Annotated in this window: 25 protein-coding genes; 3 read left to right on the plus strand and 22 right to left on the minus strand. The window is 64.1% G+C overall.

The window, feature by feature from the left end; translation table 11 throughout:
* Window positions 1-3: 3 nt before the first annotated feature.
* Both VSR72_RS36810 and guaB read right to left on the minus strand, forming a co-directional pair.
* A complete protein-coding gene (locus VSR72_RS36810) occupies window positions 4-717 on the minus strand; it encodes a hypothetical protein (RefSeq protein WP_342957141.1) in 714 nt (237 codons plus the stop codon).
* 6 nt (window positions 718-723) lie between these two features.
* Window positions 724-2,184: an IMP dehydrogenase gene (guaB, locus tag VSR72_RS36815; RefSeq protein ID WP_342957142.1), complete on the minus strand. Its 1,461-nt coding sequence runs from the start codon at window positions 2,182-2,184 to the stop codon at window positions 724-726.
* A 276-nt stretch (window positions 2,185-2,460) separates the two neighbouring features.
* On the opposite strand from guaB, the gene VSR72_RS36820 reads away from it, so the two are divergent.
* Window positions 2,461-3,513, plus strand: coding sequence for a DMT family transporter (locus VSR72_RS36820; RefSeq protein WP_342957143.1), 1,053 nt, complete (start codon window positions 2,461-2,463; stop codon window positions 3,511-3,513).
* A gap of 80 nt (window positions 3,514-3,593) precedes the next feature.
* Here VSR72_RS36820 and VSR72_RS36825 read toward each other — a convergent pair whose 3' ends face one another.
* Window positions 3,594-3,926 (minus strand): RnfH family protein, encoded by a 333-nt coding sequence (locus VSR72_RS36825; RefSeq protein ID WP_342957144.1) that lies wholly within the window; start codon window positions 3,924-3,926, stop codon window positions 3,594-3,596.
* Window positions 3,923-4,360 (minus strand): type II toxin-antitoxin system RatA family toxin, encoded by a 438-nt coding sequence (locus tag VSR72_RS36830; protein WP_342957145.1) that lies wholly within the window; start codon window positions 4,358-4,360, stop codon window positions 3,923-3,925. Before VSR72_RS36830 ends, VSR72_RS36825 begins: the two co-directional genes overlap by 4 nt.
* Before the next feature lie 102 nt (window positions 4,361-4,462).
* Here VSR72_RS36830 and smpB point away from each other — a divergent pair, with 102 nt between their 5' ends.
* Window positions 4,463-4,909, plus strand: a complete 447-nt coding sequence (gene smpB / locus VSR72_RS36835; protein WP_342957146.1) for an SsrA-binding protein SmpB — start codon at window positions 4,463-4,465, stop codon at window positions 4,907-4,909.
* Window positions 4,910-4,981: 72 nt separating this feature from the next.
* On the opposite strand, the gene VSR72_RS36840 is transcribed toward smpB, so the two are convergent.
* The 3 genes from VSR72_RS36840 to ppsA all read right to left on the minus strand — a co-directional run bounded on the left by VSR72_RS36840 (window position 4,982) and on the right by ppsA (window position 9,027).
* Window positions 4,982-5,941 (minus strand): stomatin-like protein, encoded by a 960-nt coding sequence (locus VSR72_RS36840; protein ID WP_342957147.1) that lies wholly within the window; start codon window positions 5,939-5,941, stop codon window positions 4,982-4,984.
* Window positions 5,942-6,001: 60 nt separating this feature from the next.
* Window positions 6,002-6,487, minus strand: a complete 486-nt coding sequence (locus VSR72_RS36845) for an NfeD family protein (protein ID WP_342957148.1) — start codon at window positions 6,485-6,487, stop codon at window positions 6,002-6,004.
* Window positions 6,488-6,627: 140 nt separating this feature from the next.
* Window positions 6,628-9,027 carry a phosphoenolpyruvate synthase gene (gene ppsA, locus VSR72_RS36850; protein ID WP_342957149.1) on the minus strand — a complete coding sequence of 800 codons (2,400 nt, stop codon included), beginning with the start codon at window positions 9,025-9,027 and terminating at the stop codon, window positions 6,628-6,630.
* Window positions 9,028-9,426: 399 nt separating this feature from the next.
* Here ppsA and VSR72_RS36855 point away from each other — a divergent pair, with 399 nt between their 5' ends.
* On the plus strand, window positions 9,427-10,242 hold the full coding sequence (locus VSR72_RS36855) for a pyruvate, water dikinase regulatory protein (protein ID WP_028204047.1): 816 nt from the start codon (window positions 9,427-9,429) through the stop codon (window positions 10,240-10,242).
* A 68-nt stretch (window positions 10,243-10,310) separates the two neighbouring features.
* On the opposite strand, the gene VSR72_RS36860 is transcribed toward VSR72_RS36855, so the two are convergent.
* From VSR72_RS36860 to tsf, 15 genes are all read right to left on the minus strand, one after another.
* Window positions 10,311-11,096: an RNA methyltransferase gene (locus VSR72_RS36860; protein ID WP_342957150.1), complete on the minus strand. Its 786-nt coding sequence runs from the start codon at window positions 11,094-11,096 to the stop codon at window positions 10,311-10,313.
* Between the two features lie 84 nt (window positions 11,097-11,180).
* Window positions 11,181-11,957, minus strand: a complete 777-nt coding sequence (rnhB, locus tag VSR72_RS36865; protein WP_342957151.1) for a ribonuclease HII — start codon at window positions 11,955-11,957, stop codon at window positions 11,181-11,183.
* The gene (lpxB, locus tag VSR72_RS36870) at window positions 11,954-13,123 is read right to left on the minus strand and encodes a lipid-A-disaccharide synthase (RefSeq protein ID WP_342957152.1); all 1,170 of its coding nucleotides are present in this window, start codon (window positions 13,121-13,123) and stop codon (window positions 11,954-11,956) included. The genes rnhB and lpxB overlap by 4 nt, the downstream gene beginning before the upstream one ends.
* Before the next feature lie 3 nt (window positions 13,124-13,126).
* Complete coding sequence (lpxA, locus tag VSR72_RS36875; RefSeq protein ID WP_342957153.1) at window positions 13,127-13,915, minus strand: acyl-ACP--UDP-N-acetylglucosamine O-acyltransferase; 789 nt, start codon at window positions 13,913-13,915, stop codon at window positions 13,127-13,129.
* A 78-nt stretch (window positions 13,916-13,993) separates the two neighbouring features.
* On the minus strand, window positions 13,994-14,458 hold the full coding sequence (fabZ, locus tag VSR72_RS36880; protein ID WP_112172932.1) for a 3-hydroxyacyl-ACP dehydratase FabZ: 465 nt from the start codon (window positions 14,456-14,458) through the stop codon (window positions 13,994-13,996).
* A 258-nt stretch (window positions 14,459-14,716) separates the two neighbouring features.
* Window positions 14,717-15,790, minus strand: coding sequence for a UDP-3-O-(3-hydroxymyristoyl)glucosamine N-acyltransferase (gene lpxD / locus VSR72_RS36885; protein ID WP_342957154.1), 1,074 nt, complete (start codon window positions 15,788-15,790; stop codon window positions 14,717-14,719).
* Window positions 15,791-15,840: 50 nt separating this feature from the next.
* On the minus strand, window positions 15,841-16,389 hold the full coding sequence (locus VSR72_RS36890) for an OmpH family outer membrane protein (protein ID WP_342957171.1): 549 nt from the start codon (window positions 16,387-16,389) through the stop codon (window positions 15,841-15,843).
* Between the two features lie 71 nt (window positions 16,390-16,460).
* A complete protein-coding gene (gene bamA, locus VSR72_RS36895; protein ID WP_342957155.1) occupies window positions 16,461-18,767 on the minus strand; it encodes an outer membrane protein assembly factor BamA in 2,307 nt (768 codons plus the stop codon).
* 68 nt (window positions 18,768-18,835) lie between these two features.
* Window positions 18,836-20,224, minus strand: a complete 1,389-nt coding sequence (rseP, locus tag VSR72_RS36900) for an RIP metalloprotease RseP (RefSeq protein WP_342957156.1) — start codon at window positions 20,222-20,224, stop codon at window positions 18,836-18,838.
* Between the two features lie 109 nt (window positions 20,225-20,333).
* Window positions 20,334-21,515: a 1-deoxy-D-xylulose-5-phosphate reductoisomerase gene (locus VSR72_RS36905; protein WP_342957157.1), complete on the minus strand. Its 1,182-nt coding sequence runs from the start codon at window positions 21,513-21,515 to the stop codon at window positions 20,334-20,336.
* A gap of 24 nt (window positions 21,516-21,539) precedes the next feature.
* Window positions 21,540-22,349, minus strand: a complete 810-nt coding sequence (locus tag VSR72_RS36910) for a phosphatidate cytidylyltransferase (RefSeq protein ID WP_342957158.1) — start codon at window positions 22,347-22,349, stop codon at window positions 21,540-21,542.
* Window positions 22,343-23,119, minus strand: coding sequence for an isoprenyl transferase (locus VSR72_RS36915; protein ID WP_342957159.1), 777 nt, complete (start codon window positions 23,117-23,119; stop codon window positions 22,343-22,345). The genes VSR72_RS36910 and VSR72_RS36915 overlap by 7 nt, the downstream gene beginning before the upstream one ends.
* A 72-nt stretch (window positions 23,120-23,191) precedes the next feature.
* The gene (gene frr, locus VSR72_RS36920) at window positions 23,192-23,752 is read right to left on the minus strand and encodes a ribosome recycling factor (protein ID WP_342957160.1); all 561 of its coding nucleotides are present in this window, start codon (window positions 23,750-23,752) and stop codon (window positions 23,192-23,194) included.
* A gap of 92 nt (window positions 23,753-23,844) precedes the next feature.
* Complete coding sequence (pyrH, locus tag VSR72_RS36925; protein ID WP_342957161.1) at window positions 23,845-24,561, minus strand: UMP kinase; 717 nt, start codon at window positions 24,559-24,561, stop codon at window positions 23,845-23,847.
* 256 nt (window positions 24,562-24,817) lie between these two features.
* Window positions 24,818-25,699 (minus strand): translation elongation factor Ts, encoded by an 882-nt coding sequence (gene tsf / locus VSR72_RS36930; protein WP_342957172.1) that lies wholly within the window; start codon window positions 25,697-25,699, stop codon window positions 24,818-24,820.

The following is a 25,699-nucleotide window of genomic DNA, read 5'->3' on the forward strand; positions in this document are numbered from 1 at the left end:
GCCTCAGCCACGCAGCGGAGGCCTCGGTGCGTCGGCCGCTTCGTCGCGAGCCGCCTGGCGAGCCTCTTGAGCTTGCGCCGGGCTGGCGGGCGGCGTAACCGGCGATGGACGGGGCGTAACCGGCGGGACTGCGGCGGGCGTCACGGTCGGAACTTCCACTACGGGTTCGACCGGCGCCGCAGGCCGTTTCGCCTCATTCGCACCGCCCCACGCCATCGTTCGCAAAAAGCCCGGCTTCGCGTACGACACCGGCTCTTCACGACGTTCGGGCTGCGCCACCTTCCGTTGCTGCGCGGAACTGCCGCTAGCCTGCCCCTTCTGGCGCTTGCGCACCGCGCCCGCTAGCCGGGCGCCGCCGAGTCCGAGAACGATCAGCCACACGCCGACCGCGCCGGCCACCAACTGACCAAAACCCGTGAGCCGCGGTGCACGCAGCCCGATCAGCCAAACCAGCATGAGCACGCCGGCAATCCAGTTGACGTGCCCCACAGTTCGGCCCACCGGTACGGTCATCTCCCCGTGGAAGGCCGCGCGCAGCGCAAGCCACGCGAACCCCAAGAGCACCACGCCAAACGCCTGCCCAACGAGCGCCGGCTGCGTTTGCACCAGTTGCAACGCGTTGTAGACCAGGGTCCAGGGCGTGAGAACGAACAGCACGCCGAACCCCAGCAACGTCAACGCATCGACAATCAGCAGCACGCGCAGTAGCGGCTTCATTGAGGTTTAGTCCACGTGATAGTTGGGCGCTTCCTTCGTGATCTGCACGTCGTGAACGTGCGATTCGTTCAGGCCGGCACCCGTGATCTGCACGAACTCCGCCTTCGCATGCAGTTCGTCGATCGTGCGGCAACCGCAGTAGCCCATCGAAGCGCGCACGCCGCCGATCAGCTGGAACAGGATTGCGTTGATCGGGCCCTTGTACGCGACGCGGCCTTCGATGCCTTCCGGCACGAGCTTGTCGATGTTCGCGGAGTTGTCCTGGAAATAGCGGTCCGCGGCGCCGTCCTTCATCGCGCCGACCGAGCCCATGCCGCGGTACGACTTGTACTGGCGGCCCTGGAACAGGAACACGTCGCCCGGCGACTCTTCGGTACCCGCGAACATGCTGCCCATCATCACAGCGTTCGCGCCGGCTGCCAGCGCCTTCGAGACGTCGCCCGAGTAACGCACGCCGCCGTCGGCGATGCACGGCACGCCCGTGCCCTTGAGCGCTTCGGAGACATTCGAAATCGCGCTGATCTGCGGCACACCCACGCCTGCGACGATACGCGTCGTGCAGATCGAACCCGGGCCGATACCGACCTTCACGCCGTCTGCACCGTACTCGACGAGCGCACGTGCGGCATCAGCCGTGGCGATGTTGCCACCGATCACTTCGACGTGCGGGAAGTTCTTCTTGACCCAGCGAACGCGCTCGAGCACGCCCTTGCTGTGGCCGTGCGCCGTGTCGACCACGATCACGTCCACGCCGGCCTGGACCAGCAACTCGACGCGCTCTTCGTTGTCCGGACCGACGCCGACTGCCGCGCCTGCGCGCAGCTTGCCGTGCTCGTCCTTACAGGCGGCCGGGTGCTCGGTCTGCTTGGTGATGTCCTTGACCGTCATGAGGCCGCGCAGCTCGAACGAGTCGTTCACGACCAGCACGCGCTCGAGACGGTGGCTGTGCATGAGCGCCTTGGCTTCGGTCAGCGGCGTGCCTTCCTTGACGGTCACGAGGCGCTCGCGCGGCGTCATGATCGAGCGCACCGGCTCGTCCAGACGCGTTTCGAAACGCAGGTCGCGGTTCGTGACGATACCGACGAGCTGGGCGCCTTCCACGACCGGGAAGCCCGAAATGCCATGCTGCTGCGACAGCGCGATGACGTCGGCAACCTTCATTTGCGGCGGAATCGTGATCGGATCGCGCACTACGCCCGACTCGAAACGCTTCACCTTCGCGACCTCGCGCGCCTGCTCGGCCGGCGTGAGGTTCTTGTGGATGATGCCGACGCCGCCCTGCTGCGCCATGGCGATTGCCAGACGGCCTTCCGTGACGGTATCCATAGCGGCCGACACGAGCGGGATGTTCAGGGAGATATTGCGGGTCAGCCGGGTCTTCAGGCTGGTGTCGCGCGGGAGAACGTCGGAGAAGGCGGGGACGAGGAGCACGTCATCGAACGTGAGTGCTTTCTGGATCAGACGCATGGCAAATCCTATAGGCGCAAAAGCAGATTATACGCGATAGCGCCCTGGAAATCATCAGCGCTAACAGTAGCTTAGCGCCGTTTTCGGGATTATTTCCACGCTCCGGCCCTGCTGACGCAGGCGTGCGGGCGCGCCACGCCTCCGACCCGAATATCGGGTGCACGGTGCAGGATTGAACAAGACGGGCGCGCACGCCTGCGGTTAAGCTTCGGGCCATTCCGTTAAAACGGCCCGATTGCACGATTGGGCCACCCGAAGTTTCTGGAGGCAATACAAATGCAGCGTGGTGTGTTGTACGGCGTGCTCGCCGGTGCGTTATGGGGAACGGTGTTCGTCGTGCCCCGGCAATTGGCGGAGTTCTCGCCACTGCTCCTGAGCGCAGGCCGCTACGTGATGTATGGGCTCGTCTCGCTCGCCGCGCTCCTGCCCATGCTGCGCCGTGTCTGGCCGCGCATCACGCGCGACGATCTCGTCGCGCTCGTGAAGCTCGCGCTCGTGGGCAACGTGCTTTATTACCTCTTTCTCGCGAGCGCGATTCACCTGGTGGGCATCGCGCCGGCCTCGCTGATCGTCGGTGTACTCCCTGTCACGGTCACGCTGCTCGGCCGCCGCGACCATGGCGCCGTGCCGCTTTCACGTCTGGCCTTGCCGCTCGCAATGATTGCGGCCGGCATCGTTTGCATCAACGTGGACGTGTTCACCGCTGCCGGCGACGCAGGCGGTGCGAGCGTTCTCACGCGCATTGCGGGCATTGGTTGTGCAGTCGGCGCGCTCGTTTGCTGGACCTGGTTCGCGGTCGAGAACGCCCGCTATCTCCAGCGCAACGCGCATTTCAGCGGCAACGAGTGGTCGGTGCTTTGGGGCGTGGTAACGGGTGCGCTCGGCGGCCTGCTCTGGCTCGGCATTCTCGTCGTGCCGTCGCACTGGGTGCAGGAAACCGTGGCCGACGGCCGCTGGACCACGTTCTGGCAGCTGAATCTGGTGCTCGCGATCGGCGCCTCATGGCTCGGCAACGGGCTCTGGAATGCCGCCGCCAAGCGCCTGCCGCTCACGCTCTCGGGTCAGATGATCGTATTCGAAACGCTGTTCGCCCTGCTCTACGGCTTTATCTACGATCACCGGCTGCCGCGCGGGCTGGAAATTGCGGCCGTCGTCCTGCTGGTGGCGGGCGTGAGCTGGTCGGTGCGCCAGCATGCAGGCAGCCCCGAAGATACCGCGCATGGCGACGGCATCGTGCCGGACGGCGATCTGCCTGGAATCGGCAACGAAAGCCGCCTCGCGCCACCTGGCGGCGACACGAAGCGAAGCGGCCGCACGACCACCGCCTGAGCGCGGCACCCCAAAACGCAAAATGGGCGAGACAGCACTGGCAGTCTCGCCCATAACTTTTGCGGCAACCCGTTTCGAACCTACCGCGAATCCTTATGCAACCACTTGCGCCCTTCGATCGAGCCTTCCTTGCGGGTCTTGTCGACGCGACGCTGGCGCGCCATCTTCGGGTCGACAATCAGCGGCCGATAGATCTCCACGCGGTCATGATCGGCTAGCACGGTGTCGAGCGGCTTGAGCTTGCCGTACACGCCGACCTTGAGCTTCGCCAGATCGATCTCGGGATGGCGCGCGAGGATACCGCTCGCATCGATCGCCTGCTGTACGGTCGCGCCCGCCGGCAGTTCGATGCTGATGAGCGTCTGCGCATCCGGCAGCGCGTAGCAGACGTCGATGGAGAGATTCGCGCTCATGGCTTGCCATAGCGCTGGTCGGCGCGCTTCACGAAGGAGTCGACGAAGGTGTTCGCGATGTGATGGAACACCGGCCCGATAAGCTTTTCGAGAATGATGTTTGAAAACTCGTAATGCAGCGCAAACTCGATCTTGCAGGCGTCGGCGCGCAACGGCGTGAAGCGCCAGTAGCCGGTAAACTTGCGGAACGGGCCATCGGCGAATTCCATGTCGATGCGCTCTGGGCGCTTTTGCGAGTTGCGCGTGGCGAAGTGTTGCTTGATGCCCTTGAAGTTGATGTCGATCTTCGCCTCCATGCCGGTCTCGTCCTGACGGCGAATTTCGACGCCGCCGCACCACGGCAGGAAGTTGGGGTAGTCGGCGACGTCGGTTACGAGGTCGAACATTTGTTCCGCCGAATGGCGAATCAACACGGTTTTCTGGACATCCGCCATAAATTGCGCAATGCGTGGCTAGGGTGAAAGCGCTGCGGGCTTTCGGAAGCCCGCTTTGCTAAAATCGTAATTTTAAACGAGTTGGGCCAATCCCATTTTCCTATGAGCATCATCGACAACAGAAAAGCGTTCTTCGATTACTTCATCGAAGAGCGCCACGAGGCTGGTCTCGTGCTGGAAGGATGGGAAGTCAAGGCCATGCGCGCCGGGCGAGCCAACATCAAGGAAAGTTACGTCATCATCAAGGACGGCGAACTCTACCTGATCGGCACGCACATCAGCCCGCTGCCCGAGGCCTCGACGCACATCCAGCCGGACCCCACCCGCACGCGCAAGCTGCTGCTGCACCGCGAAGAAATCGACAAGCTGATCGGCAAGGTCGAGCAGCGCGGCTTCACGCTCGTGCCGCTGAACTTCCATTACAAGGGCGGGCGCGTGAAGTGCGAGATCGGTCTCGCCAAGGGCAAGAAGCTGCACGACAAGCGCGAAACCGAGAAGCAGCGCGACTGGCAGCGTGAAAAGGCGCGCCTGATGCGCTCTCCCACCTGATTCTTCCGCAATCGTTCAGACAAAAAAACGGGCCGCTCATGCGGCCCGTTTGCATTTCCGGCAACCTGGCGCTTACGCGCCCTTCGGCGCCCCGGCCCCGCTGATCTGCCCCTCGCGCAAACCCGCGCGGTTCACGATCGTCAGCGCCGACGCGATCATCGTGCTCAGATCGCCCATGTTGCCCGGCACGATCAACGTGTTGCCCTGTTTCGCGAGATTGGCGAAGGCGTTGACGTACTGCTCGGCCACCTTGAGATTGACGGCATCCATGCCGCCCTGCGCCTGGATCGAGTTGCCGATCTTCTGGATGGCCTGCGCGTTCGCCTCGGCCACCGCAAGAATGGCGGCCGCCTGACCTTGCGCCTGGTTGATGGCCGCCTGACGCTCGCCTTCCGACTTCTGGATCGCCGCCTCTCGCGCCCCGGCCGCCAGGTTGATCTGCTCCTGCTTGCGGCCTTCCGAGGCCGCAATGAGTGCGCGCTTTTCCCGCTCGGCGGTGATCTGCGCCTGCATGGCGTGCAGGATTTCCTTTGGCGGCGTGAGATCCTTGATCTCGTAGCGCAGCACTTTCACGCCCCAGTTCGAGGCGGCTTCATCGAGCGCGGACACGACGCTATGGTTGATGAAGTCGCGCTCCTCGAAGGTCTTGTCGAGCTCGAGCTTGCCGATGACGGAACGCAGCGTGGTCTGCGAAAGCTGTGTAATCGCGAACACGAAATTGCTCGACCCGTACGACGCCTTCATCGGATCGGTCACCTGGAAGTACAGCACGCCGTCCACCTGAAGCTGCGTGTTGTCGCGCGTGATGCAAACCTGGCTCGGCACGTCGAGCGGAATTTCCTTGAGCACGTGCTTGTAAGCCACGCGGTCTATGAATGGCAGAACGATCGTCAACCCCGGCGTGAGCGTGGCATGGTAGCGCCCGAGCCGTTCGAGCACCCAGGCATGCTGCTGCGGCACGATCTTGATGGTCTGCGCGATCAGCACGATAACGATCACGAGCAGAATCAGGCCGACGACTGGGACTTGCATACGGGACCTCCGTTCGCTTTTGTGTGGTTTGCTGGTGTGATTTTGAATTCGTGCGTGTGGTCACGCGTGGCGCGCGTCGTCGCGAGCGGCGCCGGGCGCATTGGCTTCGCGCCGCTCGCGCTTCGCCGCAACGACGAGGCAACTGCCGCGTACTGCCTTGATTTCATAGAGAGGCGCATCTTCGGGCTCGCCCGGCGCAAGTTCGACGTCCCATTCGGCGCCGCGATACATCGTGCGCGCGCGGCCATCGCGCCAGGCGGCGACGGCAAGTGTCGCACCAATATCGAGGTTCACGCCCGGATCGGTCGAGGCATCGGTCATGCGCCGGCGACGGCCAAAGCGCGAGCGCCGCAGCGTGACCACGGCCGCGAGCCCAACCACCGCCGCGACAATCAGCTGCACGTCGAGCGGCGCGCCAAGCTCATAGCTGAGCGCACCGGCGAGGAAGCCGAGCGCGATCATCAAGAGGTAGAACGTGCCGGTCATCAGCTCGGCGACGATGAGCACGCCAGCGGCAATCCACCAGAACAAACCATGCGGACCCACGACGACCTCCCAAAGTAAAACACCCCGGATAGACCGGGGTGTTATAGCACGAAGCTGACACTTTTTTCCGCGGCGTGCGCCGCACGGGAAGCTGCATCAAGCTCCGCATGCGCCGAAGGTTCGCGCCCTCGGCACCACGCTTACTTCGACTGCGCCTTCGCCAGCTGCTGCCAGGTCTCGACAACCGAGTCCGGGTTCAGCGAGATCGAAGCGATGCCTTCTTCCGCGAGCCACTGGGCGAAGTCCGGGTGATCGGACGGGCCCTGACCGCAGATGCCGACGTACTTGTTCAGGCGGCGGCAGGTATCGATCGCGCGCTTGAGCATGAACTTCACGGCCGGATCGCGCTCGTCGAAGTCGACGGCCAGCAGTTCCATGCCCGAGTCCCGGTCGAGGCCGAGCGTGAGCTGCGTGAGGTCGTTCGAGCCGATCGAGAAGCCGTCGAAGTACTGCAGGAACTCTTCGGCGAGGATCGCGTTCGACGGCACTTCGCACATCATGATGAGCTTGAGGTCGTTCACGCCGCGCTTGAGGCCGAACTTCTCGAGCAGACCGACCACGCGCTCTGCCTGCTTGAGCGTACGCACGAACGGCACCATGATCTCGACGTTCGTGAGACCCATCTCTTCACGCACGCGCTTGAGTGCCAGGCACTCCATTTCGAACGCTTGCGCGAAGTCTTCGGCGATGTAACGCGACGCGCCGCGGAAACCCAGCATCGGGTTTTCTTCGTCCGGCTCGTAGCGCGAACCGCCGATCAGCTTCTTGTACTCGTTCGACTTGAAGTCCGACAGACGCACGATGACGGGCTTCGGATAGAACGCCGCCGCGATCGTGGCGATGCCTTCCGTGAGCTTGTCGACGTAGAACGCGCGCGGCGAAGCATGGCCGCGTGCAACGCTTTCCACAGCCTTCTTCAGGTCCGCGTCGATGTTCGGGTACTCGAGAATCGCCTTCGGGTGCACGCCGATGTTGTTGTTGATGATGAACTCGAGACGCGCGAGGCCAACACCTGCATTCGGCAGTTGCGAGAAGTCGAACGCGAGCTGCGGATTGCCGACGTTCATCATGATCTTGACCGGAATCGACGGCAGCTCGCCACGCTGGACTTCGCTGACTTCGGTTTCGAGCAGACCGTCGTAGATGCGGCCTTCGTCGCCTTCCGCACAAGAAACCGTCACGAGCGCGCCGTCCTTCAGCACGTCGGTCGCGTCGCCGCAGCCCACCACGGCCGGCACGCCCAGCTCACGCGCGATGATCGCCGCGTGGCAGGTTCGGCCGCCACGGTTCGTGACGATGGCCGCGGCGCGCTTCATCACCGGCTCCCAGTTCGGGTCGGTCATGTCGGCGACGAGTACGTCGCCCGGCTGCACGCGCTCCATTTCGGACGGATCGTGAATCACCTTCACGCGGCCTGCGCCAATCTTCTGACCGATTGCACGGCCCGTCGCCAGAACCTGCGACTGCCCCTTGAGCTTGAAGCGCTGCTCGGCTTTGCCCGCGGCCTGGCTCTTCACCGTCTCAGGACGCGCCTGGAGAATGAAGATCTTGCCGTCGAGGCCGTCCTTGCCCCACTCGATGTCCATCGGACGCTGGTAGTGCTTCTCGATGATGACGGCGTACTTGGCCAGCTCGATCACGTCTTCGTCGGTGATCGAGAAGCGGTTGCGCTGTTCGTGCGAGACGTCGACCGTCTTCACGCGGCCCGGTTCGCCCGGCTGCGTGAATTCCATCTTGATGAGCTTCGAGCCGATCGAGCGACGGATGATCGGCGCCTTGCCTTGTGCGAGCGTGGTCTTGAAGACGTAGAACTCGTCCGGATTCACCGCGCCCTGCACGACCGTTTCACCGAGGCCGTAGCTCGACGTGATGAAGACGGCGTCCTTGAAGCCCGATTCCGTGTCCAGCGTGAACATCACGCCTGCGGCGCCGCGGTCCGAACGGACCATGCGCTGCACGCCAGCCGACAGCGCGACTTCGGCGTGGGTAAAGCCCTTGTGGACGCGATAGGAAATAGCCCGGTCGTTGTAGAGCGACGCGAACACGTGCTTGAGGCGATCGAGGACGTCCTCGATGCCCACCACGTTCAGGTAGCTTTCCTGCTGACCGGCGAACGATGCGTCGGGCAGGTCTTCCGCCGTTGCCGACGAACGCACGGCGAACGAGAGCTCAGACGGCGAGCCGTTCTGCAGCGTCACGAAACCGGCGCGGATGTCCGCTTCGAGCTTCGGTTGCAGCGGCGCGTCAATGATCCATTGACGGATCTCTTTGCCCGCTTCGGCCAGCGCCTTCACGTCGTCGACGTCGAACGTCTCCAGACGAGCGGCGATCCGTTCGGTCAGGTTGTTATGTTTCAGGAAGTCGCGGAATGCGAGCGCGGTCGTGGCGAAGCCCGTGGGCACACGCACGCCTGCTTCAGCCAACTGGCTGATCATTTCGCCGAGCGAGGCGTTCTTGCCGCCCACGATCTCGACATCGGTCATCCGCAACTGCTCGAAAGGCACTACATACGCCTGATCCTTGGCAACGGTGTTAGTCATACAAGCCCCTAAGTGTGAAAAAAATTCACGATTGCGCAAGTGGGCTCGAACGCGGTCCGCCCATTGGAAGCGGATTCACGTCTTGCGCAACCTGTTGGAGAAGCAATCGCTCAGGCGCCGAGCGAATTACCATTCAATGGAAAAGCACGAAGATGCGCGCGATTTCATGGAGTTAGACGGAATCGCTGCAAATTGACACCAGAAAGCGCCGCGATAGGCGGCTGTTTGGCGCGGTTGCACTGCAATTGCTTATCCAACAGGTTGCCGCTATTCTACCGTGCCGACTCTGGAATTTGTGCCAGTCGGCGAGAATTGCCCCTCGGTCCCGCCGGACGGGGCTTTCCGGGCGCCCAAGCCTGTCCCGAGCGGCCCTGCAGCTCACGTACCCAGCCTCAACCGATGCCGCCTACCGTATTCATCGTCTCCGACGGTACCGGGATCACTGCCGAAACCTTCGCGCATTCGATCCTGTCGCAGTTCGACCAGAAATTCCGCCTCGTGCGCGTGCCCTTCGTCGATTCGTCCGAAAAGGCCTATTCGACCGCCGAGAAGATCAACGAGGCCGCCGTGCAGGAAGGCCGGCGCCCGATCGTGTTCACGACGCTCGTTGACAGCAACTCGAACGAGATCGTCAAGCGCGCGAATGCGCTCGTGATGGACATGTTCCAGACCTTCGTGGAACCGCTCGAGCAGGAGCTGGAGCTCAAGTCGAGCCACGCGATGGGCCGCGGCCACCAGAACGCCGACACCGACGAGTACAAGAACCGTATCGAGGCGATCAACTTCTCGCTCGCACACGACGACGGGCAATCCGACCGCAACCTCGCCGACGCCGACGTGATCCTCGTCGGCGTGTCGCGCAGCGGCAAGACGCCTACTAGCCTGTATCTGGCGATGCAGTACGGCGTGAAGGCAGCCAACTATCCGCTCATTCCCGACGACTTCGAGCGCGGCAAGTTGCCGAACGCGTTGCTTTCGCATCGAACGAAAATATTCGGCCTCTCGATCGATCCGCAGCGTCTCACCGAGATCCGCAACGAGCGGCGTCCGGGCAGCAAATACGCCGCGCTGGAAAACTGCCGCTATGAGGTGAACGAAGCCGAAGCGATGATGCGCCGCGAAGGCATCAAGTGGCTCTCGTCGACGCACAAGTCGATCGAGGAGATCGCCACGACGATCCTGCAGGAAATCCGCATCGACAAACCGTCGTATTGATACCGCCCGCCTGAAACAAAAAAAAGCCCGCGTCGCGCGGGCTTTTTTGTTGCTCACTGGCGCTTGCGTCAGCGCGCGTGCCGCTGCTGCCGGCATTGCTCGAACACGCACACCGCCGCCGCCGCCGCGACGTTGAGCGACTCCATGCCGCCCGGCTGCGGAATCGTCACGCGCAGTGCCGCCGCGTCGCGCCACACCTGCGAAACGCCCGCCCCTTCGTTGCCGAACACCCACGCGACCTGCCCCGTGAGATCGGCTTCGTCGATCGCCTGCGCACCGTGCGAATCGGTGATGACGACCGGCACGCCAAGCATTTCGACGAGCGCTTCGGCCTCCACGTTCTCGAACACCTGCAAGAGAAAATGCGCGCCCATTGCCGAGCGCAGCACCTTCGACGACCACACATAGGCCGTGCCCGGCGTGCAGAACACCTTGTCGATACCGGCCGCCGCCGCGCTGCGCAGGATCGAGCCGACGTTGCCGGCGTCCTGCAGCCCGTCGAGCACGAGGCAGGTCGATCCGATGCGTTCGGGCAACTGCGTCTCAGGCATATCGACGAGCAGCAGCAGCCCCACGCCATGCACGACGTTCGAAAGCTGTCCGAATAGCGCATCGGGCAGCGTGATCACGCGACGCTCGTCCACACGCTCGACGATGGCCTGCGCTTCTTCATGCGCAAGCGCGCCTTCGGTTACGACACAATATTCGGGCTGCGAGCCGCCATCGAGCCAGGCGCTCGCGAGATGGAAGCCTTCGAGCAAGGCCTGGTGGCTGCGCCGCTGTTGATGCGTCGAGCCGGCCAGCGCCTTCAGGCGCTTGTAGAGCGGATTGTCGCGTGAGGTAATGGCTTTCACGGGCGGGCCTGACGTTTCAGAAGAGGATCGAGAGAAAGAAAAACAGCGGCGCAGCTTCGCGTGAGCGAAGCCGTCAGCAGCGGCTCAGGGGAGCGGCGCGAAGGCGTCGCCTTCTTCGAGTCCGGCGACGTCGCTGACTACCGCTGCCACTCCGGGCACAACCTTGCCGTGCAATGCATACGCGTCGCGCACGGGCGCAAACGAGCGCCGGTGATGTTCGCACGGCCCATGCACGCGCAATGCCTCGAGGTGCTGCGGTGTGCCGTAGCCCGCATGAGCGTCGAAACCGTAGTGCGGATGAACCTGATGCAGATCGACCAGCAGGCGGTCGCGCGTGACCTTCGCAATGATCGACGCCGCCGAAATGCTCGGCACGAGCGCGTCACCGCCGATCACCGCTTCGCTGCGCACCGGCATCACCGGGCACCGATTGCCGTCGATCTTCGCGAGCGTCGGCACGATGCTCAAACCTTCGACAGCGCGCCGCATCGCCAGCATGGTTGCGTGGAGGATGTTGAGCGTGTCGATTTCCTCGACTGAGGCCGACGCGACGCACCACGCGAGCGAGCGCTCGACGATGCGCTCGTAAAGCGCTTCGCGCGCCTGAGCCGTGAGCACCTTCGAATCGTTCAACCCGCGAATCGGGCGTTCCGGGTCGAGAATCACGGCAGCCGCGACCACAGGTCCGGCAAGCGGGCCACGCCCTGCCTCGTCCACGCCGCAGATCACGTCGTCCGGCGACTCGAACAGCAGCCCGGCCTGCCGCGCCGCCTTGCGGCGCGCAGCGAGCTTGAGCGCCGCCTGCGACGGCGGTTTTTTCACTGCCGGCGCTTTCGCGCGCTTGATCGTGCCCTCGCTCATGCCCGCCCCTTGCGGCGTTCGACGATGCCCGCGACCACTTCGGCCGCGCGCTCCGCGGTGTTCTGGCGCAGGCTCAGATGCATCTGCGTGAACACCTCGGTCAGCGTGCGCCGGTTTGCCTCGTCCTGCAACTGCGTGAGCGTCGCGTCGGCAAGCGCTTCCGGCGTTGCGAAGTGTTGCAGGATTTCCGGCACGACGAAGCGGCCCGCGAGAATGTTCGGCAGACCCACGTAAGGCAGATAGGCCTGGCGGCGCATGATCTGCCCCGTGAGCCAGGGCACCTTGTAGGAGATGACCATCGGCTTCTTGAGCAGCGCCGCTTCGAGCGTGACCGTGCCGCTCTTCACGAGGATCGCGTCGGCGGCCGTCATCGCGAGCTGCGACTGCCCGTCGATGATCGTGAGCGCGAGGCCCTGGTGCGTGTTCGCGAGTTCCTGCAGCTGCGTGTGGATAGCAGGCGTTGCCGCCGGCATCACGAAGCGCAGCGCCGGCTCGCGCCGCTGCATGATCTGCATCGCGTCGAAGAAGGTCGGCCCGATCAGGTTGATTTCCGAACGGCGGCTGCCCGGCAGTACTGCGATCACCGGACCGCTTTCCGGCAGGCCGAGCGTGCGGCGCGCGCCGGCCATATCCGGTTCGAGCGGAATCTCGTCGGCGAGCGGGTGGCCCACGTACGATGCCGCCACCCCGGCTTTCTCAAGAAGCGCCGTTTCGAACGGGAACACGCACAACATGTGATCCACGGCCTTCTGAATCTTCTTGATGCGACCGCCCCGCCACGCCCAGATCGACGGACAGACGAAATGAATCGTCGGGATACCCGCGTCGCGCAGCGCGTGTTCGAGACCGAAGTTGAAGTCAGGCGCATCCACGCCGATGAAGGCGTCAGGCGGTTCGGCCAGCAACTGATGCTTGAGCTCGTTGCGGATGCGCAGAATCTCGGGAATGTGCCGCAGCGCCTCGACGTAGCCGCGCACCGAGAGTTTCTCCATCGGCCAGTGCGCATCGAAGCCGGCGGCCGTCATGCGCGGGCCGCCAATTCCATAGTACTGCGTAGTGTCGGGCAAGCGGGCCTTGAGACCCGCGAGCAGCGATGCCGCAAGCAGGTCGCCGGACGGCTCGCCGGCGACCATCGCGAGGCGCAGCGGACGCGTTTGCAGCGCCATCGATCAGCGAATGATGCCGCGTTGCGACTGCTCGACGAAGTCGAGCAGCGCCTTCACGTGCACGTCGCCATCGCCGCCCGCCTGCGCGAGATCAGCGAGCTGCACCTTCGCCTCTTCGAGCGAGAGGCCGTTCTTGTAGAGCGTGCGATACGCCGAGCGCAGCGCGGAAATCGCGTCGGCCGAAAAGCCGCGGCGGCGCAGACCTTCGACGTTGATGCCGTGCGGCACCGCCTTGTTGCCGGCGGCGATCACGAACGGCGGCACGTCCTGCACGAGCGCCGAGGCGCCGCCGACCATCGAATGCGCGCCGATGCGCACGAACTGGTGCACGCCGGTCATGCCGCCAACGATCGCGTGGTCTTCGACGAACACGTGGCCCGCGAGTTGCGCGTTGCTCGACATGATGATGTTGTTGCCCAGACAGCAGTCATGACCCACGTGCACGTAGGCCATGATCCAGCAATCGTCACCGATGATCGTGACGCCGGTGTCCTGCACCGTGCCCGTATGCAGCGTCGTGAACTCGCGGATGGTGTTGCGGTTGCCGATCACGAGCTTGGTGGGCTCGCCCTTGTACTTCATGTCCTGCGGACGGCCGCCGATCGACGCGTAGTGGCCGATCGTGTTGTCTTCGCCAATCGTCGTGTGGCCTTCCAGCACGCTATGCGAACCGACCTTCGTGCGCGCACCGATGGTGACGTTCGCACCGATGACCGCGAACGGCCCGATTTCGACCGATTCGTCGATCTGCGCGCCCGACTCGACGACCGCAGTGGGATGGATCCTGCTCATTCGTCCTCGCTCTCCGATTCTGTTTCCGTGCTGCGGCGCCTCGAGGTCAAGGCGCACTGCGGCATGCGGCGGCGCTTCTTATTGCGCCGCGTCCATTTTCTTGACGGTGCACATGAGTTCCGCCTCGCAGGCGACGGAGCCTTCGACTTCGGCCACCGCCTTGAACTTCCAGATGCCGCGCATGTAGCGCTCGAACGTCACGTTGAGGATGAGCTGGTCGCCCGGCTCGACCACACGCTTGAAGCGCGCGCCGTCGATGCCCACGAAGTAGTACAGCGTATTCTCGAAGTCCTGCTCTTCCTCCGAGAACGTGAGCAGCGCGGCGGTCTGCGCCAGCGCCTCGAGAATCATCACGCCGGGCATGACGGGACGCTGCGGGAAGTGCCCCGTGAAAAAGGGCTCGTTGACCGTCACGTTCTTCAACGCCTTGATGCTCTTGTGCGGCTCCAGCTCGAGGACCCGGTCCACCATCAGGAACGGATAGCGGTGCGGCAGCAGCGTGAGAATCTTGTGGATGTCGAAGTTGAGTTTTTCGATGTTCATGGTGGTTCTGCTCACGCAGGAATTGCGCGTGTGACTTTCGATTTTCGATATTCGAGGCGCTTGACCAAACACGCCGACACTGACGCGAAGTATGCGCCACGCCGGGGCTCCCGTGCATGAGGATTGCCCCGGGCGGGCAGCCCCGGGCAGGAAGCCCCGGGCGGGTATCCCCGCGCCGTTGTCCCGTTTTGGTCGTCTGCGACGCAAAGCGGCGCGCCGCTCCCGCGACACGCCGCCCGCTACCTCGATACTGCTTTCTTATTCGCCCTGCGGCTTCTGGGCTACCGCCGCCTCGAGCGCCTTGATACGGTCGCGCAGCTTGTCGATGTTACGCAACAGCGCGGCGCTCTTGTTCCAGTCGGCGTGATCGACCGCCGGGAACGCGCTCGTATAGATGCCAGCCTTCGGCAGCGACTTCGAGACGCCCGACTTCGCCGTGACGATCACGTAATCGCCCAGCGTGACGTGCCCCGCAATGCCCACCGCACCGCCGATCATGCAATGGCGCCCGATCGTCGTGCTGCCCGCAATGCCGGCACAGCCCGCGATGACCGTGTACGCGCCGATCTTGCAGTTATGGCCGATCTGCACGAGGTTATCGATCTTCACGCATTCTTCGATGATCGTATCGGCCATCGCGCCACGATCGATCGTGGTGTTCGCGCCGATCTCGACGTCTGGCCCGATGTCCACGCCGCCGACTTGCGGAATCTTGACCCAGCTGCCCGTGCGCGCGTCGCCCTCGCCAGTGAAATCGGGGGCGAAACCAAAACCGTCCGAGCCGATCACGGCGCCGGCATGCACGATGGCGCGCGCACCAAGCTTGCAGCCGTGGTAGACGCTCACGCCAGGATACAGGTGCGAGCCCTCGGCCACCTGAGTGCCCCGGCCAATGAAGACGTTCGCGTCGAGCCGCACGTTTTCACCGATCACGGCGCCCGCTTCGATCGTGACGTTCGGACCGATCACCGCGCTCGCGGCGACCCGCGCCTTCGCGTCGACGTGGGCGCTGGCGTGGATGCCGGGCTGCGCCTTCGGCGCGGCGAGGTCGATATACGCCTGCGCGACACGCGCGAAGTAAGCATACGGGTTCGGCGTGACGATGAAATTGCGCCCTTCGCGCGATGCGAGCTTCTCGAGATCGCCGGCGCTGATGAGCACCGCGCCCGCGCGGGTCGTCTCGACCTGCGCGAGATACTTCGGATTGGCGAGGAACGCGAGCTGTTGCGGACCAGCCTGGTCGAGCGGCGCCAGCGAACTGACGCGTTGCGTCGCATCGCCCACCACCTCGCCGCCGAACCGCCCGACGATGTCCTCAAGCGTAAATGCCATGCGCGTCCTGCTCCTGCCTTAGTTGCCTAACTGCGTTGCTTTTAATTGCCTTAGTTGCTGCTAGCACTGCCAGCGCTGTTCGCGGCGAGCGCCTTCAGCACCTGGTCGGTGATGTCGATGCGCGGGCTCACGTACACCGCTTCCTGCACGATCAGGTCGTAATGCTGCTGCTCGGCGATCTGCTTGATCACCTTGTTCGCGCGGTCGAGCACCGCCGCCAGTTCCTCGTTACGGCGCTGGTTCAGGTCTTCGCGGAATTCGCGCTGCTTGCGCTGGAAATCGCTGTCGAGCGCGGAAAGGTCGCGCTGCTTTTGGGCGCGATCGGTCGGCGACATCGACGGACCGTTCTTGTCGAGCGAATCGGACATCGACTTCAGGCGCTGCGCCATGTCCTGCAGATCCTTGTCGCGCTTGGCGAACTCGGCTTCGAGCTTGGTCTGCGCGGCCTTCGCGGGAACGGATTCGCGCAGGATGCGATCGGAATTCACCGCCGCGATCCTGGCTTCCTGTGCCTGCGCCACACCCACGCCAAAACCGAGGAGCGCCAGCGACACGGTCATCGCCCCGATCGTCCGTCTGGAAAACATACCCGTTAGCAAAGTCATCCTCTCGTTTCCTGGATTCCGGCGCTGAGCGCTGTGCGCGCAACGAACGCCGGGCAAAACATACGTCAGAATGCCGTCCCGATCTGGAACTGGAACTTCTGGTACTGGTCGCCTTCGTGTTTGACGAGCGGGAAGCCAAGGCTCAGCTTGAGCGGGCCGATCGGCGAAATCCACGCGAGACCGAAACCGTAGCTGTAACGCAGGCCATTGGCGCCAATGCTGTTGCCTTCCGTGCCCCAGACGTTACCACCATCGACAAAGGTAAATACGCGCAGCGTCCGGTCATAGCCCGTACCCGGCAGCGGGAAGGTCAACTCGATATTGCCGACCAGCATCTTCGAACCGCCGATCGGGTCATTCGTCGTCTTGTCACGCGGCCCCAGCGAACTCGGCTCATAGCCGCGCACCGAACCGATACCACCCGCATAGTAGTTCTTGAAGATCGGGTACGGCTTGCCGCTGAGGCCGTTACCGTAGCCGCCCTGGAAATTCAGGCCCAGCACGAAGCCGCGCGCGAACGAGTAGTAGTACTGCGCCTGGATGTCGGCCTTGTAGTACTGCGTGCCGCCGACCGGCGTGCCGTACTCGGCGTTCGCCTGCGTGAAGTAGCCCTTGCTCGGCACGAGGGCGCTGTCACGCGCGTCGCGCGACCAACCCACCGTGAGCGGCACGTTGTTCGACACCCGGCCGAACTGGTTCACGTAGTCGATGTAGCTTTGCGGCGTGTTCGAGTCGACGTCGAGCGTGTCCTGCTCGAAGCCCGCGCCGAAGTAGACCGTGTCGACTTCCGAGAACGGAATGCCGAACTTCAGGTCGCCGCCCATCGTGATGATGCGGAAGCTCGAATCAGTCGAGTAGTACAGCGGCTGGTACGTGCGGTAGTAGACATCGGTAATGCGCTTGATGCCGTCCACCGTGAAGTACGGATCAACCTGCGTGAGGGCCAGCGTGCGGTACGTCTTCGCGGTGTTCACGTTCAGCGAGAGCGACGTACCCGAACCGAACACGTTGTCCTGCGACACGCCCGCCGACAGCACCACCTTGTCCGTGGACGAGAAGCCCGCGCCCAGCGTGATCGCGCCGGTCGGCTTTTCGGCGACCTTCACGTTCACGTCCACCTGGTCGGCCGTGCCTTCCACCGGCGTCGTGGTCACGTCGACGTCGGTGAAGTAGCCCAGACGGTTGATACGGTCCTTCGAGAGCGCGAGGCGGTTCGAATCGAACCACGAGCTTTCGAGCTGGCGCATTTCGCGGCGCACGACTTCGTCACGCGTACGCGTGTTGCCCACCACGTTGATGCGGCGCACGTACACGCGGCGGCTCGGATCGACCTGCAGCGTGAGGTTGACCGTGTGATTCGCCTGATCGATCTGCGGCAGCGCGTTGACGGTCGCGAATGCGTAGCCGTACTCGCCGAGCTTGTCGACGATCGCCTTGGTCGTGGCCTGCAGCTTCTCGGCCGAGAAAGTATCGCCCGGCTTGATCTTGATGAGCTTCTTGAGCTCGGCTTCACGATCGAGCAGGTTGCCCGACAGCTGAATGCCCGACACCTTGTACGGCTCACCTTCGTGAATGCCGATGGTGAGGTACATGTCCTTCTTGTCGGGCGAGATCGAGACCTGCGTCGAGTCGATGTTGAACTCGAGGTAACCGTGATTCAGATAGTACGAGCGCACGTTCTCGAGGTCGCCCGTGAGCTTTTCCTTCGAGTAGAGGTCGTTCTTCGTGTACCACGAGAACCAGTTCGGCGTGGACAGCTGCATCTCCGAGAGGAGCGTGCCGCTGCTGTACGTCTTGTTGCCGATGAAGTTGATCTGGCGGATCTTCGCGCTCGGACCTTCCACCACCGAGAACAGCAGACCGACGCGATTGCGGTCGATCGGCGTGACCGTGGTCGTGACCTCGGCGGCGTAGAAGCCGCGCGTGAGGTACTGGCGCTTGAGCTCCTGCTCGGCCTTGTCGACGAGCGCCTTGTCGTAGTAGCGGCCTTGCGAGAGGCCGACCGCGCGCAGCGCCTTCGTGAGGTTGTCCTTGTCGAATTCCTTGATGCCCGCGAAGTCGATCGTGCCGATGGCGGGGCGCTCCTGCACCTGCACCACCACTACGCCGCCTTCGGTGGCGATCTTCACGTCGTTGAAGAAGCCCGTCGCATACAGTGCGCGGATGGCCTCGGACGCCTTGTCGTCGCTGAACGTGTCGCCCTGCTTGATCGGCAGGTAGGCGAACACCGTGCCCGGCTCGACGCGTTGCAACCCTTCGATGCGGATGTCCTGAACCACGAAAGGCGTCGTTGCTGCGTGGGCAACGAGTCCATGTGCGGCGATCGCCGCGGCCGCAACCGTTTTTGGAACCAAGCGATGAGGTCTAAACAACGTGCTTCCCCAATTATGTATAGCTGCATCAGGTCAGGCGGCACGCCCACGGACGCCGCCAGACATCTTTAAAAATGGATTAACCGAGCCAGATCGTTGAACAACGCGATCGCCGACAGTGCGACGATGCAGGCAAGTCCCGCGCGCTGCAGCACGAGCTGCCAGCGGTCCGAGACGGCTTTGCCCGTTACGGCTTCAACCGCATAATATAACAGATGCCCCCCGTCCAAAACCGGAATTGGGAGCAGATTCAATACGCCAAGGCTGATGCTCACGAGGGCGAGGAAGGACAGGAACGCCGAAGGACCGAGTCTCGCGCTCTTGCCGGCATAGTCAGCAATCGTCACTGGGCCCGACAGATTCTTCAGGGATGCCTCGCCCGTAATCATGCGGCCGAACATTCGCAGCGAATACACTGCGATGTCCCACGTGCGATACGCACCGAGCCGCACGCTCTCGATCGGCCCGTAACGCACGTCCACGGAAGGCGCCTGCGCCGAGAGCGCAGCGCCGATTCGACCCACTTGCTCGCCTGTTTGCGCGTCGCGCTGCAGCGTCGGCGTGACCGTCAGCGTGAGCGTCTGCTGTGTGTGCTGGGCAGCGTCGCCGCGCGCGACCGTGAGCCGCACGGGCTTGCCCGCGCGCGCTTTCACGTAGCCGATGAAAGTGCTTGCGCTGTCCACAGGTCGGCCGTCGACGGCGCGCAGTTGATCGCCGGCTTGCAGCCCGGCATGTTGCGCCGCACTACCCGCCTCCACGGCCGCCACCTTCAGCGTGTTGCCGCCCGCCTCGAGGCCGAGCTTCGCCATGAAGTCGTCGTCGAGATCCTTGCTGGTCAGTTGCGAAAGATCGAGCGGGAAGTCGTAGGTGCCCTCGCCGTCACGCGCAGAGAGGACGACATGGCCCTGGTCGAACGCGGTGCCGAGCAGTTTCCAGCGCAGGTCAGACCACGAACGCACGCGCTCGGTGCGGCTGCCGTTTGCATCGCTCACCGAAAGAATCGTTTCGCCGCCCTGGAATCCGGCCCGAGCCGCCGCCGTTTGCGCGGGCGGCGCCGCGACGATGGCCTTCTGCTCGGTCACCCCGCTCGCGTACACCACCGAAAAGAGCAACACGGCCAGCACGAAATTGGCGATCGGCCCCGCCGCGACAATCGCGATGCGCTTGCCGACGGACTGGCGGTTGAACGCATGCGGCAAATCGCTCGCCGGAATCTGCTCGGGCGACTCGCGCTCGTCGAGCATCTTCACGTAGCCGCCGAGCGGCAGCGCCGCGATGGTCCATTCAGTGCCGCTCTTCTTGCTGACCCACTGGACGAGCGGCCGGCCAAAGCCGATCGAGAATCGCAGGACCTTCACGCCGCACAGGCGCGCGACGCTGTAGTGCCCGTATTCGTGCACGACGACCAGCACGCCGATCGCAACGACGAATGCGACCAGTTCGGTAAGCAGGTTCATGAGCGCCTCCTGGGCTGGAAGCAGCGCACCGGTGCGGGAGCGGCCCCGAGGTCAGGCTCGCGTGCCTGAGGGGCCGCAAGGGCCCTTCCGCAAGCCCCTCGCTGACCTGTCAGGCCGGCACCGGCAGGCTGTCGATGATGGTGTGAGCCGCGCGGCGGGCGGCCGCGTCGGCTTCTAGCACGACTTCGAGACTCGACGCGTTGCGGTTCTCGAGCGCGTTGAGTACAGCATCCACCGTCTGGGCGATGGCCATGAAGCCGATGCGCCGGTTCAAAAATGCTTCAACGGCGACTTCGTTCGCCGCATTGAGCGCCGCACTCGCCACGCCGCCCGCGGCCAATGCCTGCATTGCGAGTGCGAGACAAGGAAAGCGTGCGTAGTCGGGCTTTTCGAACGTGAGCGTCGCGATTTGCGCAAGGTCGAGCTGCGCGACGCCGGAATCGACACGATCCGGGTAGGCCATCGCGTGCGCGATCGGCGTGCGCATGTCGGGATTGCCTAGTTGCGCGAGCACCGAACCGTCGGCGTACGAAACCATCGAGTGAATCACGCTCTGCGGGTGGATCAGCACGTCGATGCGCTCGCCCGGCAGATCGAACAGGTAGTGCGCCTCGATCACTTCGAGGCCCTTGTTCATCATCGTGGCCGAATCGACGGAGATCTTGCGGCCCATGGACCAGTTCGGGTGCTTGCAGGCCTCGTCTGGCGTCACGTTCACGAGCGTCGAGGGCTCGCGCGTGCGGAACGGGCCGCCCGAGGCGGTCAGGATGATCTTCGTCACGCCGTCGCGCTCCGCGTTTTCACGCGGGAAGCACTGGAACACCGCGTTGTGCTCGCTGTCGAGCGGCAGCAGCACGGCGCCGCTGTCGGACACGGCGTTCATGAAGATGTCGCCCGACATCACGAGCGCTTCCTTGTTGGCGAGCAGGATCTGCTTGCCGGCCTTCGCCGCCGCGAGCGTGGGCGCAAGACCCGCCGCGCCGACGATGGCCGCAACCACGGTGTCGCAGCCGTCGCTCTTCGAGACTTCGACTAGCGCCTGCGGCCCGTACGTCACGATGGTCTTCGAGCCGGCTTCGCGCAGCTTGCGCTCGACCTGGGCGGCGGTGTCGGCGTCGCCGACCACGGCCACTTCAGGGGCGAAGCGCAGGCACTGTTCGACGAGCTTCTCGCCGTTGCGGTGCGCGGTGAGCGCATAGACCGAGAAGCGTTGCGGATGACGCGCGACGACGTCGAGCGTGCTGTCTCCAATCGAGCCCGTGGAACCGAGCAGTGTGAGTCGTTTTTGCATATTCAAATCTCTAGCCGGGCGCCGTTAGCCGAGCAGCAGCATGGCGAGCGGCAACACGGGCAGCAGCGCGTCGATGCGGTCGAGGACTCCGCCGTGGCCCGGCAGGAGGCCGCTCGAATCCTTCACGCCAGCCTGGCGCTTCATCATCGACTCGAACAGATCGCCGATCACGCTGAACGCGACCAGCACGGTAAGTACGAAAAGCGCACGGCCGAGCCCGATCTGGGCGGCGAGCGCGGAATACAGCGTGGGTTCGAACGCGTGCAGCGCGATTGCCGCGCCGGACACCACCATCACGGCGGCCCAACCGCCTACGGCACCCTCCCAGGTCTTGCCGGGGCTGATCGAAGGCGCAAGCTTATGCTTTCCGAATGCCTTACCCGCAAAGTATGCGCCGATATCGGCCAGCCAGACCACGAGCAGGAGGGACAAAACGAACGCCACACCTGCCGTGCGCGCCGCAACGAGGGCGTGCCAGCAGGCCGCGAAGACGACGAGCCCGGCGGCCAGCAGGAAGGCGCGCCAGGCGCCCGCGGCGAGCACCGGCTTGCGCAGCAGCACATAGGGGCCCGCGATGATCCAGAACACGCCCGCCGCCTGAAAGAGCGGCCGGGGCGCCGGCAGGCGCGTACTGAGCGCCACGGCGGCCGCCGCGATCACGGCGTAGACGATCGCACCGGTCGCGCCCGCCTTCAGGAGGCGCGCCCACTCCCACGCGGCGAACACAACCACGACGCCGATCAGCGCGCCGAACGCCGCCACAGGCGCGAACAGCGTGATCGGCAGGAAGACTGCCAGCAGGACGAGCGCCGTAATGACGCGGGTCTTCAGCATGAAAGGGAATCGGCGTTCTGGGCGACGACCTGCGCGCTCGTGCGCCCAAAGCGGCGCTCACGCTCGGCGTACGACGCGATGGCGCGGCTGAGCGCTTCGGCGTCGAAATCCGGCCAGTACGTATCGGTGAAATAGAACTCGGCGTACGCGAGTTGCCAGAGCAGGAAGTTGCTCACGCGCTGCTCGCCGCCCGTGCGGATGAAGAGATCCGGTTCAGGTGCGTACGCCATCGCCAGATGCTGGGACAGCGTGTCTTCGGTGACGGGCACGGCCTGACCCGTGGCCGCCGCTTCCTCGACCAGCTTGCGCGTGGCCTGGAGGATGTCCCAGCGGCCGCCGTAGTTCGCAGCGATCGTGAGCGTGAGACGGGTATTGCGCGCGGTCTTGGTTTCCGCGCGGCGAATCAGGTCCTGGATGCGCTCATTGAACATCGACAGGTCGCCCACCACGCGCAGGCGGATGCCGTTCGCGTGCAGGCGCGCCACCTCGCGCTCGAGCGCGGTGACGAACAGGCGCATGAGAAAGGACACTTCGTCGGTCGGGCGACGCCAGTTCTCGGAACTGAAGGCGAAGAGCGTGACGTATTCGACGCCGCGCTCCACGCACGACTCGACGACCGAGCGCACGGCGTCGACGCCGCGCGTGTGACCTGCGACGCGCGGCAGGCGGCGCTGGGTTGCCCAACGGCCATTGCCGTCCATGATGATCGCGATGTGGCGCGGCACGGCCGCCACTTCGGGCACGCGAACGGTTGAGCTGGTATAGGTCATGGCCGTCGGACTATAACTGCGATAAAAAAGGGAAACCGCCGGAAATCTGGCGAATCTGGAAGCCTTTGGGCCTCAGACCGTCATGATCTCCGCTTCCTTCGTCTGCACGAGCTTTTCGATCTCGGTCACGAAGCGGTCGGTCAGCTTCTGGACTTCGTCGCCGCCACGGCGCTCGTCGTCTTCGGAAATTTCCTTGTCCTTCACGAGCTTCTTGAGCTGCTCGTTGGCGTCGCGACGCAGGTTGCGCACGGCCACCTTCGCCGTTTCACCTTCGTTCTTGACGACCTTCGTGAGCTCCTTGCGGCGCTCTTCGGTGAGCGCGGGCATCGGCACGCGGATCAGGTCGCCGTGCGTGGCCGGGTTCAGGCCGAGATCCGACTCGCGGATCGCCTTTTCGATCACCGGAACCATCTTCTTTTCCCACGCCTGCACGCCGATCGTGCGCGCGTCGACGAGCGTGAGGTTCGCGACCTGCGAGATGGGCACGGGCGAGCCGTAGTAGTCGACCTGGATGTGGTCGAGCAGACCCGTATGGGCGCGGCCCGTGCGGATTTTCGCCAGATCGCTCTTGAACGCGTCGATCGAGCGCTGCATTTTCTGCTCGGCGCCCTTCTTGATGTCAGCCACAGCCATTTTGATACCTCCGAACCTTCATAACAGAACGGGCCCGCCGGCGCGCTGATGGGCGGCGCGGCCCGTGTTCGAACCTCTCGTGAAACGAGAGTTTACACGTGGACGAGCGTACCTTCGTCTTCGCCCAGAACAATGCGCTTGAGCGCACCCGGCTTGACGATGGAAAAAACGCGGATCGGCAGCTTCTGGTCGCGGCACAGCGCGAACGCGGTGGCGTCCATCACCTGCAGGTTGCGGCCAATTGCCTCATCGAAGCTGATGGTCGAGTAGCGCGTGGCGCTCGGGTCCTTCTTCGGGTCGGCCGAGTAGACGCCGTCGACCTTGGTGGCCTTCAGCACGACTTCGGCGCCGACTTCCGAGCCGCGCAGCGCAGCAGCCGTGTCGGTGGTGAAGAACGGGTTGCCCGTGCCGGCCGCGAAGATCACGACCTTGCCTTCTTCGAGCTGGCGGATCGCGCGGGGGCGGATGTACGGCTCGACGACCTGGTCCATGCGCAGCGCCGACTGCACGCGCGCTTCGATACCTGCATGACGCATGGCGTCCTGCAGCGCGAGCGCGTTCATCATCGTGGCCAGCATGCCCATGTAGTCGGCCGTTGCGCGGTCCATACCGGCCGCGCCGCCCGCAACGCCGCGGAAAATGTTGCCGCCGCCGATCACGACTGCGAGCTGGGTGCCCAGACGCACCACCTCGGCCACGTCTGCCACCATACGTTCGATCGTGGCGCGATTGATGCCAAAGGCATCGTCGCCCATCAGGGCTTCGCCGGAAAGTTTGAGCAGGACGCGTTTATAGGCGGGTGTGGGCATGGAGGTATCCGGGATCGCGCGCAAAGGGCAATAACTTGAAACTGTAGGGGTGAAATACGGCTTCGGGCAAGCGCCGCCAGAAATAGCGAAGATTTCCAACGCCGCGCATGGCGGGGGACTACCATGCGCTTCGTCGCTACGCTGCCCGCCACGGCGGATTGCTCCGCCACGGCTTACAACTCAGCAAACTGCGGTGCTGCAACAACTGCGGTTGCCGCCTGCCGCGCACAGCGCGGCGAGGCGGGCTTACCCGTCTTTATTGCTGCTTTGCAGCAGCGACTTGCGCGGCCACTTCGGCAGCGAAGTCGTCCTGGCGCTTCTCGATGCCTTCGCCGACCACGAAGAGGGCGAACTTCTGCACTGCCGCGCCAGCAGCCTTGAGCATCTGCTCGATCGTCTGCTTGTCGTTCTTCACGAACGGCTGGTTCAGCAGCGAGACTTCCTTCAGGTACTTCTGAACCGAACCTTCAACCATCTTCGCGACGATCTCAGCCGGCTTGCCCGATTCGGCGGCCTTCTGCTCGGCGATGCTGCGCTCCTTGGCGATCAGGTCGGCAGGCACGTCGTCCGACGACAGCGAGACCGGCTTCATCGCGGCGATGTGCATCGCGACGTCCTTGCCCACTTGCTCGTCTGCGCCCGTGTACTCGACCAGCACGCCGATACGCGTGCCGTGCAGGTACGCAGCCAGCTTGTTGGCGGTTTCGAAACGCGCGAAACGGCGGATCGAGAGGTTTTCGCCGATCTTGCCGACCAGTGCGAGACGCACTGCGTCGACCGTCGAGCCGTCCAGCGGCAGTGCCGCGAGAGCCGCGACGTCTGCCGGGTTTTGCGTGGCGACGAGTTCAGCGATCTTCTTCGAGAAGTCGATGAAGTCATCGTTCTTCGAGACGAAGTCGGTCTCGCAGTTCAGTTCGACGATTGCGCCAGCGCCGCCGACGATGAACGAAGCGATCACGCCTTCAGCCGTGACACGCGAAGCGGCCTTGCTGGCCTTGTTGCCGAGCTTAACGCGCAGCAGTTCTTCGGCACGCGCCAGGTCGCCGTCGGCTTCCGTCAGCGCCTTCTTGCATTCCATCATCGGCGCGTCGGTCTTTGCGCGCAGTTCTGCCACCATGCTTGCGGTAATTGCCGCCAT

This window comes from Paraburkholderia sp. JHI869 (assembly GCF_038900775.1).
Lineage (GTDB): Bacteria > Pseudomonadota > Gammaproteobacteria > Burkholderiales > Burkholderiaceae > Paraburkholderia.